Source organism: Pseudomonas sp. NPDC088429, assembly GCF_044753305.1.
GTDB lineage: Bacteria > Pseudomonadota > Gammaproteobacteria > Pseudomonadales > Pseudomonadaceae > Aquipseudomonas > Aquipseudomonas rustica.
Genome location: NZ_JBIVMX010000027.1, coordinates 1 through 14,976, shown reverse-complemented (window position 1 = coordinate 14,976; position 14,976 = coordinate 1). Strand labels below are relative to the sequence as shown.

The window sequence follows — 14,976 nt, the reverse complement described above, 5'->3', positions numbered from 1 at the left end:
GTTCATTGGATGAGAGAGGCTAGCTTGCCGGAGTTTACCGGGCAGGCAAACGTCTGTATATGTATATACAAATAACACACGATGGGGTGCTGAACCATGTCCGCCTTCTTTGCCGAACGCGCGCTGCTGCCTAACGGATGGGCCAACAATGTACGTCTTGAGGTCAGCGCCGAGGGCTCGCTGACCCAAATCCAGGCCGATTCCACCGCAGATGGCGCCGAACGACTGAGCGGGCCGTTGCTGGCGGGGATGCCCAATCTGCACTCCCACGCCTTCCAGCGTGCGATGGCCGGACTGGCCGAAGTGGCCGGCAACCCGAACGACAGTTTCTGGACGTGGCGCGATTTGATGTATCGCCTCGTCGGAAAAATCAGCCCGGATCAGCTCGGTGTGATCGCCCGTCAGCTGTACATCGAAATGCTCAAGGCCGGTTACACCTCGGTGGCCGAATTCCACTATGTGCACCACGACAGCAATGGTCAGCCGTACGCCGATCCGGCTGAACTGGCGTTGCGTATCAGTCAGGCGGCGAGTGAAAGCGGCATCGGTCTGACCTTGCTGCCGGTGCTCTACAGCCACTCCGGTTTCGGCGGGCAAACGCCTAACGATGGCCAGCGCCGTTTTATCAACAGCACCGAAAATTACCTGAATCTGCAGTCGCGTTTGCAGCCGTTACTGGCGCAGCAAAAATCGCAATCGCTGGGGCTGTGCTTCCACTCGTTGCGCGCGGTGACGCCGCAGCAGATCAGCGAAGTGTTGGCGGCCAGCGACAAGCAATGCCCGATTCACATTCACATCGCCGAACAGCAGAAAGAAGTCGACGACTGCCTGAGCTGGAGCGGTCGGCGTCCGCTGCAATGGCTGTACGAAAATGCCGAAGTTGATCAGCGCTGGTGTCTGGTGCATGCCACCCACGCCAATCCGGAAGAAGTCACGCTGATGGCCAAGAGTCGCGCCATCGCCGGGCTGTGCCTGACCACTGAAGCGAATCTGGGCGACGGAATTTTCCCGGCGGTGGATTTCCTCGCGCAGGGTGGACGCATGGGCATCGGTTCCGACAGCCATGTCTCGCTGAGTGTGGTGGAAGAATTGCGTTGGCTGGAATACAGCCAGCGTCTGCGTGATCAGCGACGTAACCGGTTGTACGGCGCGGATCAGCCGATGGTCGGGCGCACCCTGTATGACGCGGCTCTGGATGGCGGTGCGCAGGCGCTGGGGCAGCCGATTGGTGCGCTGGAGGTTGGCAAACGGGCGGACTGGATTGTGCTCGATGGCAACGATCCGTATCTGGCGACGGCGAACGGAGACGGGATTTTGAATCGCTGGTTGTTTGCCGGAGGGGATCGTCAGGTGCGTGATGTGTTGGTCAATGGCCAGTGGGTTGTGCGTGATGGCCGGCATGCCGGGGAAGAGGACAGCGCCCGCGCGTTCACCCAAGTCTTGCGCGACCTTTTAGGTTAAGAAAAGCAAAAGATCGCAGCCTTCGGCAGCTCCTACAGGGTGAACACTTTCCCATGTAGGAGCTGCCGAAGGCTGCGATCTTTTCGCTCTTAATTAGAAGTCTTGGCCATCTGCCGATCCGACGCTCGCCAGATCAATCGCGTGGTGTCATAGCCCTGCTGACGCGCCTTGCTCAGCAGTTCTTCACGCACCACACCGTTGACGGTCGGCGTGCGCGACAGCAGCCACATGTACTTGCGACTCGGGTCGCCGACGATGGCGGTCTTGTAGTCATCGCTGACGTACAGCACCCAGTATTCGCCTTTCGCCACACCCGGTATCAGACGCGAGAACCAAGTATCGAACTCGACCCACAATTTGTCGGTTTTGCCCGGCACTTGTGGATAAGCCGTGCCCTTCACTTCTTCCCACTGCCATTGCGGGGTCAGGCAACGATTGAGCACCGCGACGTTGCCGTCAGGCTTGAGGGTGTAATGCGCTTCGGATTGCGCGCAGTCGCGCTGGAAGTACATCGGCAAACGCGCCAGCTCATACCAGGTCCCTTGGTAACGCTTGAGATTGACGCTGTTGACGGTCTTCGGCGCCAACGGATCTACGCCGGAAGTGGCGCAGCCGGCCAGTACCAGGCCGGCAAAAAGGACAAGCAATAACCGCTTCATTTTTCTTCTCCGTGGGCGCGAGGCCCCGGTTTACTTCAGGCCTTGGCCGGAAAACATCAGCACTTTGTCACCGGCGTACTGCACGCTGATAAAGCTGTTTTTGTCGCCCCAGGTGCAACTGGACATGCCGAGCGCGCCCGAGCAATCAGTCGGTTTGCCCAACAAGGTCTCAACTTCGGTCTTGGCCATGCCGGCCGAGAGCTTCGAGTAGTTTTCCTGATTGATCTTGCCGCAGGCGGCCAACAGCACGCAGAACGACAAAAGGGCGATAGATCGCAGCGACATGGTGTAACTCCTGGAACGGAAGGGGGATGGCATGGGGCCAACCAGAAGCTTAGAAGAGAAAAGTGGTGTCTGGTTCCCTCCCGGGACGCCTATTTATTGCTCCGCTCGTCTGGCTTTTGCCGATAAATCAGACACTTTGTCGCGCTTTTGAGCATTTCGTCGCAATTCGCAAAAAAGGCCTAATCTTTGGCGCGCCCCGGTCGAAACAAGAGCAGCGCAAAGCCTCCCTGTGTGGCAAATTGCCGCCCTTTCTTGATCAGCCCCTTCGCGGTAGCTCATTCGATGACCAGAAACATGAAATTCAGCCACAAGATTTTGTTGGCTGCCGCCCTCGTGGTGGCCGTTGCGTTCGCCTGTTTCATTTTCTTCAACGACTATCGACAGCGCGAAGCGCTGAGCAGCAGCACCGAAGCGTCGATGCAGGAACTGGGCAGCCTGACCACCAGCAACATCCAGACCTGGCTGGAAAGCCGCATTCAATTGCTGCAATCGATGTCCCAGCAAGTGGTTGTCGACGGCAATGCCCCGGCCAGTCTGAAACGCATCATCGACCTGCCCGCCTACACCGGTAATTTCCAGCTCAGCTACTTCGGTGGTGCCGACGGCGTGATGTTCTCCGTGCCGGCCGGCAACCGCGCGCCGGATTACGACCCGCGCGCGCGCGGCTGGTATAAAGCGGCGAACAGCGCGCAGCAGACTATCGTCACCGAACCGTACGTCGCCGCCTCCTCGGGCAAACTGGTGATCACCGTCGCCACCCCGGTGCAGCGCCAAGGGCAGATGCTCGGCGTTGCCGGCGCGGACATCGACCTGACCAGCGTCAGCGCGATCATCAACTCGCTGAACTTCGGCGGCCATGGCCACGCGTTCATCGTCAGTGCCGACGGCAAGATCCTGATTCACCCGGACAGCAAACTGGTGCTCAAGACCCTCGCCGAGGCCTACCCGAACGGTGCGCCGAAAGTCACTCCGGGCCTGAAGGAAGTCGAGTTCGACGGCAAGACCCAGTTGATCTCCTTCACCCACGTTAACGGTGTGCCATCCGCCGACTGGTACGTGGCGCTGGTGCTCGATAAAGACACCGCGTTCGCCATGCTCAGCGAATTCCGCACCTCGGCACTGATCGCCATGGTCATCGCCGTGGTGATCATCATCGCCCTGCTCGGCATGCTCATCCGCGTGTTGATGCAGCCGCTGCTGACCATGGGTCGCGCCATGCATGACATCGCCGAAGGTGAAGGCGATCTGACCAAACGTCTGGTGATCCACGGCAACGATGAATTCGGCGCGCTGGGCACTTCGTTCAACCGTTTTGTTGAGCGCATCCACACCTCGATCCGCGAAGTGTCCTCGGCCACCGGCCAGGTCAACGAAGTCGCCCTGCGCGTAGTCGCGGCGTCGAACTCGTCGATGTACAACTCGGATCAGCAAGCCACCCGCACCAACAGCGTCGCCGCCGCGATCAATCAGCTCGGCGCCGCCGCGCAGGAAATCGCCCAGAACGCCGCGCTCGCCTCGCAGCATTCGAGCGATGCGCGCAGCCTCGCGGTGGACGGTCAGCAGGTTGTGGATAAAACCATTTCGGCCATGCAACAGCTGTCGGCGAAGATCAGCGACTCCTGCGGCAACATCGAAACCCTGAACGCCAACACGGTGAACATCGGCCAGATCCTCGAAGTGATCACCAGCATCTCGCAGCAAACCAACTTGCTCGCGCTCAACGCCGCGATCGAAGCAGCGCGTGCCGGTGAAGCCGGGCGTGGTTTCGCCGTGGTTGCAGATGAAGTACGCAACCTCGCGCATCGCACTCAGGACTCGGCGCAGCAAGTGCAGAAGATGATCGAAGAACTGCAAGTCGGCGCGCGTCAGGCTGTGAGCATCATGACCGAGAGCCAGCGCGAGAGCGAAAGCAGCGTCGGCATCGCCAACCAGGCCGGCGAGCGCTTGGGCAGCGTTACTCAGCGTATTGGTGAAATCGACGGGATGAACCAGTCGGTGGCGACCGCGACTGAAGAGCAGACGGCGGTGGTCGAGTCGATCAATGTCGATATCAACGAGATCAACACGCTGAATCAGGAAGGTGTGGAGAATTTGCAGGCGACGTTGCGGGCTTGCTCGGATCTGGAGCAGCAGGCGGCGCGGTTGAAGCAGTTGGTGGGTAGTTTCCGCATTTAAGGATCAAAAGATCGCAGCCTGCGGCAGCTCCTACATAGATCGAGTTCACTGTAGGAGCTGCCGTAGGCTGCGATCTTTTTTGGGATCAGAACCGCGAACCCGGTTCGGAAAGAAACACCATCTCCTCAGCCGTAGACTCCCGCCCCAACACCGCATTGCGATGCGGAAACCGGCCAAACCGTGCGATCACTTTCTGATGCCGTTCGGCATAATCCAGGTTATCGGCAAACACCGCCCGTTCACCTTCCGGCTGTTCAGCCACCAGTTCGATAAACCGGGAGACCGCCTCGTTTTGCACCGCGAGGTTTTCGCAGTGTTCGAACACCAGATAAATAAACACACGCTGGATCGGTTTCAACTGCCGATCAAAATCCGCCGCAATGCCTTGGGCGACGAGTTTCTGCGCGCGCAGATCACCGGAAAACGCTTTGGGGGTGTCGCGAAAGATCATTCGCGGCAGTTGATCGAGCAGTAACACCAGCGCCAGCCAACCTTCGGGACGTTGCGTCCACTCGGTCAATTCGCCGGCCAGGGCCTGATCGACAAAGACCCCGAAACGCGTCTGCGCTTCGAGGTCTTGGCTGTCTCGCTTACCGAACCACAACTTGCCCTTGTCAGCCGAAATGTCGTCCGGGGATTCGGCATGTCCGAACCACCAATCGAGCAACGGCTGCCAGGGCGCGGTCATGGTTTATTCCTTGTGGTAAGCCGTAGCGCGTGCGACTTCTTCTTTCGAGCCGAGGAACACCGCTACGCGCTGGTGCAGGCCTTCAGGCTGGATGTCGAGGATGCGCTGGTGACCGTCGGTGGACGCGCCGCCCGCTTGTTCCACAAGGAACGACATCGGGTTGGCTTCGTACATCAGACGCAGTTTGCCTGGCTTGGATGGCTCACGGCTGTCGCGCGGGTACATGAACAGACCGCCACGGGTCAGGATGCGGTGTACGTCGGCAACCATCGCCGCGACCCAACGCATGTTGTAGTTCTTTTTCAGCGGACCTTCTTCACCGGCCAACAGTTCGCCAACGTAACGTTGTACCGGGGCTTCCCAGTGACGCTGGTTGGACATGTTGATGGCGAATTCCTGGGTCGATTCAGGAATGGTGATGTCTTCGTGAGTCAGCACGAAGCTGCCCATTTCGCGGTCCAGGGTGAAGCCTTTGACGCCGTCGCCCAGGGTCAGCACCAGCATGGTTTGCGGGCCGTAGATCGCGTAACCGGCGGCAACTTGCTGAGTGCCTGGCTGCAGGAACGCTTTCTCGTTCAGCGGCTCGTTCTGGCTCAGGTATTCGTTCGGGCAACGCAGTACCGAGAAGATGGTGCCGACGGGGGCGTTGATGTCGATGTTCGACGAGCCGTCCAGTGGGTCGAATACCAGCAGGTACGCGCCTTTCGGGTATTTACCCGGGATCTGGTAGGCATTGTCCATTTCTTCGGACGCCATGCCGGCCAGGTGACCGCCCCATTCGTTGGCTTCGAGCAGGATCTCGTTGGAGATCACGTCGAGTTTCTTCTGCACTTCGCCTTGGACGTTTTCAGTGCCCATGCTGCCCAGAACACCGCCCAGGGCGCCTTTGGACACGGCGTGGCTGATTTCTTTGCAAGCACGCGCGACCACTTCGATCAGGAAACGCAGATCGGCAGGAGTGTTATTGCTGCGGGTCTGCTCAATCAAATAGCGACTCAGGGTAACGCGGGACATGGACGGCTCCGGTGGAATGGGGGGCTAAAAACCCGCGCAGTTTACAGGGAGTCTGAAACCGTAGCGAGCGAAGACGCCCGGTAACGTGCGTTGGGGTGTAATTGCCTGCATGAGACGTGATTGTCGGTGGAGAGTTCAGGTAGCGGATTTAGCGTAGTCCGGTTCGGGACGGATGGTGCAGGGTGGGCGCGACAGTTTGTGGATTTTTGTTGTTTGGGAAAACGCTATCGCGAGCAGGCTCACTCCTACAGTTGATGGTATTCCAACTGAAGAAATGCGTTCCCCTGTAGGAGTGAGCCTGCTCGCGATCGGGTGCACAGCACCCGCTTTTTCAGGATTTAGCGGGAGGCTTGCGCAACAAACTAAACGCCATCGCCCCCAAAAACACCACACTCAGCAACAACACCGCCCACAACCCGATCTTCTTCCAATTGGTCTCCGCCACAGCCGCCGTCGTGGCCGTCGAAGTCTGCGTCGCCACCACTTCCCCCCCAACCACAGCCTTACCCAGCCCCGCCAACTTCTCCGGTTTGAAACCCGGAATCAGCGTCGCCAACGGCAGATTCGCCGTTTTCACCGTCGCATTGCCCACCGCCAGACTGTACGGCCCCTCGCCGCGCGCAAGGAAAATCACCTGCGTCGCGCGCACCGCATATTTCAAACTCGGCGCCTGCTCACCCAGACCACCGCCGCGCTCATCCACCGTCAACTTCAACTGCTGCACGGTTTGCCCGTAGAGCTGCAATTCATTCTGCACCACGTCCTGGCCATTCTGCGTCAGGCGATACAGCAAACCGTTGCTCAGTTCCTGCCACGGCAAGCTGCTTTCGCGGCGCCCGGCCAATGTCACCGGCGCCAGACTGTTAGGTTGTTTCAGCTCGACCTGCACGCGCTCGACGTTCAGCCCCATGGGCAACTGCCAGCTGTACTCGCCAGCCTTGGTGCTGCTGCCAGCCAACGCTTGCGACCAGACCAACGGCAGCGGAACGTTGCGCGGATCGCTGCTTTTCAACTGTGCCGAGGTGATGGTCGGCGCCGAACTCGGCGAATCCCACAACAGGCGCAAATAGCGCGCGGATTGCCCCGGCAACGTCACTTCATGCTGCTCGATGCGCTCATCGGAAAACGTCAGGCGCGCAACCTGGCCTTCGCCCCACGGCTGCCAGTGTTGCAAGTCATCACTGGCTTCGATGCTGAAACGCTGAAAGCCATCGCGCTCGCTGGTCCAGTCGAGGATCAACTGCTGCAACGGCGCCTTGATCGCGCTGGCATCGAGCAGCCAACCGCGCAGCACTTCCTCGCCCGCCTCCAGCTGACTCGACGGCTGCACTTCGACCAGCGTGCCATTGGTGGTCGACTGCACGCGCACGTTCGGCACGTGTTCATTCGAATCGGCGGCGTTGTACAGCGGGAACCACTTCACCTCGTGCAACTGACCGTCATCGCGGGTCTGTGCCGATTCGCGCGCCAAGGCGTACGCCTGCGCTTCGCCGGCGGCGTTGAACACGCGCAGGTCACTGAGATCGGTCTGGCGCGCCTGCAATTGCACATTCAGCGGCAGTTCGAGGCGATACCACGGCCCGTCACCGCTGACCGACAGCGGCACTTGCGTGGCGAAGTCCGCCGGTTTTTCCTGGGCGCCGGCAGCCATCACCACACCCAACGCCAACCAACCCAGATTCAGCATGCGACTCAAGATGAAACTCCTTCGGTGTCCGGGGCCGGTTTGTCCGCCGCCGGGTCAGCGTCGACGCGTTTGGGCGGCAGCGGCGCGAAATAGCCGACCACCAGCAGCAACACGCCCACGCCGATAAACGAGACGATCCGGGCGAGGCCGCCACGGTTGCTCAATTCGACAAAAATCAGTTTGGCCACGACCAGCGCAATCAGCGCCGCGCCGATCAGCCACACTTCGCGACGATGACGCAGATGCCCGCCGATCATCAGCCCCAGCGCCATCAGCGTCCAGACGATGGACAAGCCCGCCTGCACCAGCATCGAAGCGAGCAGCGTATCCAGCTCAAACGGAATCCCCGCCCAATGGTGCGCGGCGCGGGTGACCAACGCCGTGCAGAAGGCGAACAGTGAAACCCCGGCGATCAATTGCGTCGCGTATTCGGCGTAGTCCTGACGAATCGACAGCTGCGAAACCGCACTGCGCGACCACACATAAACGCCGAACAGCGCGAACAGCAAACCCAACTCCAACGGGTTGAGCAGCGGCACGTACGGCAACGGTTCGGCATTGCCATCGCTGACGCCATTCGCCAGCCAGAACCACGCGAGCATCAGCACCGCCAACGGCGCAGCGGCGTACAAGCGGTACTCGCGGGCAAACGCTGCGACCGGCCACGGCCAATTGCGCGGTGCCGCCGCCATCAGCAAATACAGGCTTGGCAGAATCGCCCAGCCCAACCAGCGCCAGGCGTTGTATTGCTCGGACAACAACAGCAGACCGTAGCGCAATTCCAGCGCCAGCACGCCGATCAATAGCCAGCAGCCGAGCACATGCGCGGTGCTCAAAGCGCGCGCCGGCAACATCGGCGCCAAGCCGCGCAGACTGAAGAAATGCACGGCGAACACTGCCGCCCACGCCAGCCAACCGAAATCGGCCGCCGGGTGATAACGCGAATGCCAGGCAGCGAGCAACACCAGCCCCGCCGCCGGAATCAGCAAGGTGCAAAGCAAACCCAGCGCCGGCCATTTCAGGCGCAGCGACAACACCGTCCACAACGCCACGCTCACCGCTGCAACCAACAGCAGCAACGTGCCTTGCAGATTCGGCGTAGCAAAACGCAGCACTTCACTGACCCACGCCAGCGCCCACCAACCCGCGCCCCACACCAGCAAAACTTCGGACAAACGCTGCAAACTCAACGCATCGAATGCCGAAGCGTGATTGCCCAGTTGCAGGCGCCACGCACCGATCATCGCGGCCAGCCCCAGCACCAGCGGCGTCCAGAATCCGCCGTGGGCCAGCGGTTTCAGTCCTTCGCTGGACAGCGGCCCGAGCAGCTCGGGGCCTGCGAACAGAAACGCCGCGCCACCAATCAACTGCAATAAAAGACCGAAGACAAAGCTCACACGCTGCTTGAGGTACAGGCTCAGCCAGATAATCAACAAACCACTCGCGGCCCACACCGCGCTCGCGGTCTGCCACGGCAGCACGAACAGCACCGCCAGATTGATCAGCACCAGACCGGCCAGCAACACCACCGACAAACCGCGCAGCAGGCGTACATCGCTGCGCACCATTTCATCGCGAGCCGCCAACAGCATGCCGGCGATCAACGCCAGACCAATCAGCGAAGCACTGAGCAAACCGCTCCAACCGGCGCTGAACACCGCCGCTGAATCCTCGCCCGCGCCTTGCAGACGCAAGAGGAACAAAGCGCCGCCGAGCAATTGCACGGCAAACGCGGTGAACAGGAACGTGCGCGACTGAATCCGCAGGCCGACGAACAACGTCACCAACCCGGCCAATGCCCAACTGATCGCCGTGCCTTGCGTGAAGAAAAACAGCGGCGCCAGCAGGTAGAGGAAGGTCAGGCCCAGACAGGCCAACACTGGCAGGCCTTGGCGCTCCCATGGCGAAGTCTGCTCCGCCGAGGCCTTGCGCAGTTGATAAAAGCTGAACAGCAAAGCGCTGCCGAGCATCAACGCGCCGAGCGGAGCACCGTCGAGCAGGCTGCTTTCGCCAACCCGCAACTGACTGAGAAACGCCAGCGCCGAGCCCAGTTGCAGCAATAACGCGAATGCCCTGGCGAACGGTCGATGCTGACGCAAACCGAGCCAGAAAATCCCCGCACCTTCCACGGCCCACGCCGCCGAGGTCCAGCGAGCATCCAGCCCCAGCGGAATCGCCAGACTGGCGAAAATCACCCCGAGCGCCAGACAGGTTTCGCCCAGCAACGCCGCGCGGCCACCCATCAACACCTTGGCCAGCGCCATGTAAATCATGCCGAGTGCCAGCGCGCTGAACGCGGCGGCGAACTCCAGATGCTGCACCAACGCAAACTGCAATCCGAAACCAATGATCGGCGGGCCGAACAGCATCGTCCCGTCGACGTAATCGCCCTTGCGCGCCGACCAGTGCAGCAAGGCATCACGGTCGCCGTCCGCAGGGGCATCGGGCATGTCGAGCAATTTGCGTCGGGCAAACAACAGGCCGATGCCGAGGTACATCAGGAAGAACAGAATCAGAAACGGCTCGGTGCTCCACAACAACTCCGGCGCATACGAACGCAGGCCCCAGGCGAAACCGATGCCGAAGGTGCCGACGAAGCCGATCAGGTTGAGCAGGCGCCAGGCCTTGAACCAGGCGATGGCGAGAATACCGGCGTTGAGCAACGCGAAATAACTGAACAGCGCGACATGGTTACCGGCGCCGGTCGAGGTCAGGATCGGCGCGGCGAAACCGCCTAATGCGGCTGCGGCAGCCAGGCCCAGCGCATCCTGGGTGATCGCCAGAATCGCCGAGAACACCGTGACCGCGACCAGCAATCCAAGCGCGGCAGAAGGATCGAGCAGCGGATGCAGACGCATCGCCGCAAATACCGTCAGGTACAACACCGCGATCCCGGTGCCTTGCAGCATCAATGCGTAATTACTGTTGCGATTGCGCAACCACCAGCCCAGCGCGAGCAAGCCCAGCGCGGCGGCTGCGACACCGGCGTAACGCAACTCGATCGGCACGACCATGCCTTCGGTGGCGTAACGCAGCAGGAACGCCAGACCGAAAAACAACAACACCACGCCGACGCGCAGCACGGTGTTACCGCCGAACAGCCAATTGCGCGCAGCACTGATGCCGCGCTCGATAAGGTTCGGGCCACGGGGTTCGGCGGGTTTTTGTGGTTCGGGAGTAACGGCGTCGAGGTTCCAGACATCGGCGGGCAGCGGTTGACTGGTTTCGCTGGCGACGGCAGAAATCGGTTCGAGTTCGGGGGGCAGTTCCCAGACCAATTCAGGGGCTGGGGCTTCTTCGACGGTTTTGATGGGGTCTGCGACTGGCTCGGCAACCGGTGCTGCACTCGGTGATGGTGCGGCACGAACCGGCGCGCCTTCCAGCAGAAACAGCCGCTGCTCGACGCCCTGCAACGCGACTTTCGCCTGTTCAAGTTGCTGCTGTTGCTCAGCCGCTTGCGAGCCAAGCCGAGCAATGCGCAGCGTCTGCCCGATCACCAGCCCCAGCAACGCGCCCAACAGCGCATCACTGAACGACTCGTCGAGCAGCCAGCCGAGCACCAGCCCGATCAACATGAACATCCATTGCATGGTCGATATCCCTAAGCGCGAAGGCCAATCCGGGAAGATTAGCGCAGCCTGACCCAAAAAGATCGCAGCCTGCGGCAGCTCCTACAGGGTTATGCGAACACCTGTGCAGGAGCTGCCGAAGGCTGCGATCTTTTCCGGCGCGCGATTATATCGAGCCGAGCGGAAAGTTACTCCAGTGCTTTCCAGATCTCCGTGGCGTACTCACGAATCGTCCGGTCTGACGAGAACCAGCCCATCCGCGCCGTGTTGAGCACCGCCGAACGCCACCAGTTGTTGCTGTCGTGCCAATGCGCTTCAACGCGTTTCTGCGCTTCCCAGTACGAGTCGAAATCAGCGCAGACCAGAAAGCGGTCGTAATCCACCAGCGAGTCGATCAACCCGGTGTAGCGCGAAGTATCGTCCGGCGAGAACACCCCACTGCGGATCGCTTGCAGCACATCGTTCAGACGATGCGACGCGGCGATGTCCGGCAAGGCGCTGAACTCGTGGTTCTGTTTACGCGCCTCAACCTGCTGCGCGCTGAGACCAAAGATAAACATGTGCTCGGCCCCGATGCGCTCGCACATTTCCACGTTGGCGCCGTCCAGCGTGCCGATAGTCAGCGCGCCGTTGAGGCCGAACTTCATGTTGCTGGTGCCCGACGCCTCGAAACCGGCAGTGGAAATCTGCTCGGACAAGTCCGCCGCCGGAATAATGCTCTCCGCCAGACTGACGTTGTAGTTGGGCAGGAACACCACTTTCAGCAGGCCACGCACCGTCGGATCGTTATTCACCACCCGGGCAATGTCGTTGGTCAGTTTGATGATCAGTTTGGCCTGGTGATAACTCGCCGCCGCTTTACCGGCGAAGATTTTCACCCGTGGCACCCAGTCGACTTCCGGCTCGGCGCGAATCGCCTGATACAACGCTACGGTGTGCAGCAGGTTGAGCAACTGGCGTTTGTATTCGTGGATCCGTTTGACCTGCACGTCGAACATCGCCGCCGGGTTCACCGCAATGCCCAAGCGTTCATGAATCAGATAAGCCAGCGCTTTTTTGCTGTGCAGGCGCTGTTCGGCGAAAGCTTTGCGGAACGCAGGCTTCTCGGCGAACGGTTCAAGATCGAGCAAGCGCTCTTCCGCGTTATCCAGCAGATCCGGGCCCAATGCGTCGACCAGCATCGAGGTCAGTTCCGAGTTGGCCTGATACAGCCAGCGGCGGAAAGTAATGCCGTTGGTTTTGTTGTTGATCCGTTCCGGGTAGAGCTTGTGCAGTTCGGCGAACACGGTTTTACGCATCAGCTGCGTGTGCAATCCGGATACACCATTGACGCTGTGCGAACCGAGGAACGCGAGGTTGCCCATGCGCACGCGGCGACCGTTGTCTTCTTCGATCAGCGACACGGCGCGGAGCACGTCGAAATCGTGAATGCCTTTGGCGCGCAGCGAATCGATGTGCTGGGCGTTGATCAGGTAAATGATCTGCATGTGCCGTGGCAGCATGCGTTCCATCAGGCCCACCGGCCAGGTTTCCAGCGCTTCCGGCAGCAGCGTGTGGTTGGTGTACGACAGCGTATCGACCGTCACTTGCCACGCCGCGTCCCATGCCACGTCGTAGACATCGACCAATTGCCGCATCAGTTCGGCGACGGCAATCGAAGGGTGGGTGTCGTTGAGCTGGATCGCCGCGTGATCGCCCAGCGTCAGCACTGAGGTGTGCATGTTGCGATGGCGACGCAGCAGATCCTGCAACGAGGCGGCGACGAAGAAGTATTCCTGACGCAGGCGCAGTTCTTGCCCTGCTTCGGTGCTGTCTGCCGGGTAGAGCACGCGCGAGATACTTTCGGCGCGAGCAACTTCGGCGACGGCGCCCAAGTGGTCACCGGCGTTGAAGCGCTCCAGGTGCAAATCTTCCATGGCGCGGGCACGCCACAGACGCAGCGTATTAACGCTTGCCCCGCGCCAGCCGACCACCGGCGTGTCGTAAGCGATCGCGCGGACAGTTTCTGCCGGCGACCAGACTTGTTTGGATTTGCCGCTGACGTCGGTGACGGTTTCAACGCTGCCGCCGAAGCCGATGGAGTAGACGACCTCTGGCCGTTCAAACTCCCACGGGTTACCGAAATCCAGCCAGTGCTCGGTCTGCTCCTGTTGCCAGCCGTCGACGATGGCCTGGCGGAACAAACCGTGTTCATAACGAATGCCGTAACCGTGGCCGGCGATGCCGAGGGTCGACATGCTTTCCATAAAGCACGCCGCCAGACGACCGAGGCCACCGTTACCGAGCGCGGCGTCGGGCTCCAGCAAGCGGATGCGTTCGAGATCGACACCGAGTTCGGTCAACGCTTCACGGGCGACGTCGAGCAGGCCAAGGTTGCTCAGGCTGTCGTAGAGCAAACGGCCGATGAGGAACTCCAGCGAGAGGTAATACACCCGCTTCTGGCCTTTGCGGTAGATCTGCCGGGTGTGATCCATCCAGTGCTCGACCATGTGATCGCGCGCAGCCAAAGCGATGGCTTCGAACCAGTCATGGTCGAAGGCGTGATCAGGGTCTTTGCCCACCGCGTAGGTGAGTTTGGTCAGGACGGCATCGCGGAATGCGGCCACCTCTGCTTCGCGAACTAGTGGTTCTTGAGTCATCAATGGGACCTCGAGCGAGCGGGAATTGTCTGAGCCTAGACGGTCTGACCGACGGTGAGGGCTCTGGTTCGGCAGTATTTCCTGAGACGGTGAGATGGCCCGGCATAACCCTGGCGGCTGGGCTAATGAATGCAGGGGCCGTGCCGAATTGTCCGGCAATGTGCCTGTATCGAGAAAAAATCTGGCGAAAGGTTGTTCAAAAATCCACCAGTCCCGGTATGATCGCGCGCCCTGATGCACACACGCCTGGTAACTCCCGATGATGAAGCCCAACCTGATTGCCGCCGCCGAGATCGATCGTCTCGATACGTGGGCAAAATATTCAGCCCCGATGTGCGGTTCTTGCATATCCAGCTGCTGCACGCTGCCGGTTGAGGTGAAAATCAAGGATCTGGTGCGCATCGGTGTGGTCGACGAATTCGAACTCGGTGACCCGCCGAAGAACATCGCCAAGCGTTTGCAGAAGGAAGGCCTGGTTGAACGCTTCAATCAGAAGTCCGGCATTTTCACCCTGCAGCGCATGAGCAACAACGATTGCTACTACCTGGATCGTAAGAGCCGCCTGTGCACCATTTATGACAAGCGCCCGGATACCTGCCGCAATCACCCGAAGATCGGGCCACGCCCGGGGTATTGCGCGTACAAGCCGAAGGAAGTGGTGCGCGAGCAGAATTTCCGCGCGATCGAGAAGTTTTAAAAGCTTACCCTCACTGTAGAGACCGGTACATCCTTTACAAATTAGACCGGGGACATCGTTTACACCTTTACAGGCTTGAAACGCGTTTGGCGCCCCTTTCAA

General features: G+C 60.3%; 10 protein-coding genes and 1 pseudogene. 4 read left to right on the top strand and 7 right to left on the bottom strand.

Going from position 1 to position 14,976, the window contains the following annotated elements:
* Positions 1-96: 96 nt before the first annotated feature.
* Complete coding sequence (locus ACIP66_RS15365) at positions 97-1,461, top strand: formimidoylglutamate deiminase (protein ID WP_400649008.1); 1,365 nt, start codon at positions 97-99, stop codon at positions 1,459-1,461.
* A gap of 89 nt (positions 1,462-1,550) precedes the next feature.
* Here the strand turns inward: ACIP66_RS15365 and ACIP66_RS15360 are convergent, their stop codons facing one another.
* Complete coding sequence (locus ACIP66_RS15360; RefSeq protein WP_159811596.1) at positions 1,551-2,120, bottom strand: lipocalin family protein; 570 nt, start codon at positions 2,118-2,120, stop codon at positions 1,551-1,553.
* 30 nt (positions 2,121-2,150) lie between these two features.
* The gene (locus ACIP66_RS15355; protein ID WP_053116610.1) at positions 2,151-2,405 is read right to left on the bottom strand and encodes a hypothetical protein; all 255 of its coding nucleotides are present in this window, start codon (positions 2,403-2,405) and stop codon (positions 2,151-2,153) included.
* A gap of 282 nt (positions 2,406-2,687) precedes the next feature.
* On the opposite strand from ACIP66_RS15355, the pseudogene ACIP66_RS15350 reads away from it, so the two are divergent.
* Both ACIP66_RS15350 and ACIP66_RS15345 read left to right on the top strand, forming a co-directional pair.
* Positions 2,688-3,722, top strand: a pseudogene (locus ACIP66_RS15350) (cache domain-containing protein); the annotation flags it as partial.
* Positions 3,723-3,815: 93 nt separating this feature from the next.
* Positions 3,816-4,580, top strand: a complete 765-nt coding sequence (locus ACIP66_RS15345; protein WP_371262350.1) for a methyl-accepting chemotaxis protein — start codon at positions 3,816-3,818, stop codon at positions 4,578-4,580.
* A gap of 85 nt (positions 4,581-4,665) precedes the next feature.
* Here the strand turns inward: ACIP66_RS15345 and ACIP66_RS15340 are convergent, their stop codons facing one another.
* The 5 genes from ACIP66_RS15340 to ACIP66_RS15320 form a co-directional block, all read right to left on the bottom strand.
* On the bottom strand, positions 4,666-5,268 hold the full coding sequence (locus ACIP66_RS15340) for a DUF924 family protein (RefSeq protein WP_400649006.1): 603 nt from the start codon (positions 5,266-5,268) through the stop codon (positions 4,666-4,668).
* A gap of 3 nt (positions 5,269-5,271) precedes the next feature.
* Entirely contained in the window at positions 5,272-6,282 is a 1,011-nt protein-coding gene (locus tag ACIP66_RS15335; RefSeq protein ID WP_007909265.1) for a class 1 fructose-bisphosphatase, read from the bottom strand.
* Between the two features lie 331 nt (positions 6,283-6,613).
* Positions 6,614-7,978 (bottom strand): DUF3999 domain-containing protein, encoded by a 1,365-nt coding sequence (locus ACIP66_RS15330; RefSeq protein WP_400649004.1) that lies wholly within the window; start codon positions 7,976-7,978, stop codon positions 6,614-6,616.
* Positions 7,975-11,559, bottom strand: coding sequence for a DUF2339 domain-containing protein (locus tag ACIP66_RS15325; protein ID WP_400649003.1), 3,585 nt, complete (start codon positions 11,557-11,559; stop codon positions 7,975-7,977). The genes ACIP66_RS15330 and ACIP66_RS15325 overlap by 4 nt, the downstream gene beginning before the upstream one ends.
* Positions 11,560-11,726: 167 nt before the next feature.
* The gene (locus tag ACIP66_RS15320; RefSeq protein ID WP_212549948.1) at positions 11,727-14,177 is read right to left on the bottom strand and encodes a glycogen/starch/alpha-glucan phosphorylase; all 2,451 of its coding nucleotides are present in this window, start codon (positions 14,175-14,177) and stop codon (positions 11,727-11,729) included.
* Between the two features lie 259 nt (positions 14,178-14,436).
* On the opposite strand from ACIP66_RS15320, the gene ACIP66_RS15315 reads away from it, so the two are divergent.
* Positions 14,437-14,874 (top strand): YkgJ family cysteine cluster protein, encoded by a 438-nt coding sequence (locus ACIP66_RS15315; protein ID WP_008080573.1) that lies wholly within the window; start codon positions 14,437-14,439, stop codon positions 14,872-14,874.
* The last annotated feature ends 102 nt before the right edge of the window (positions 14,875-14,976 follow it).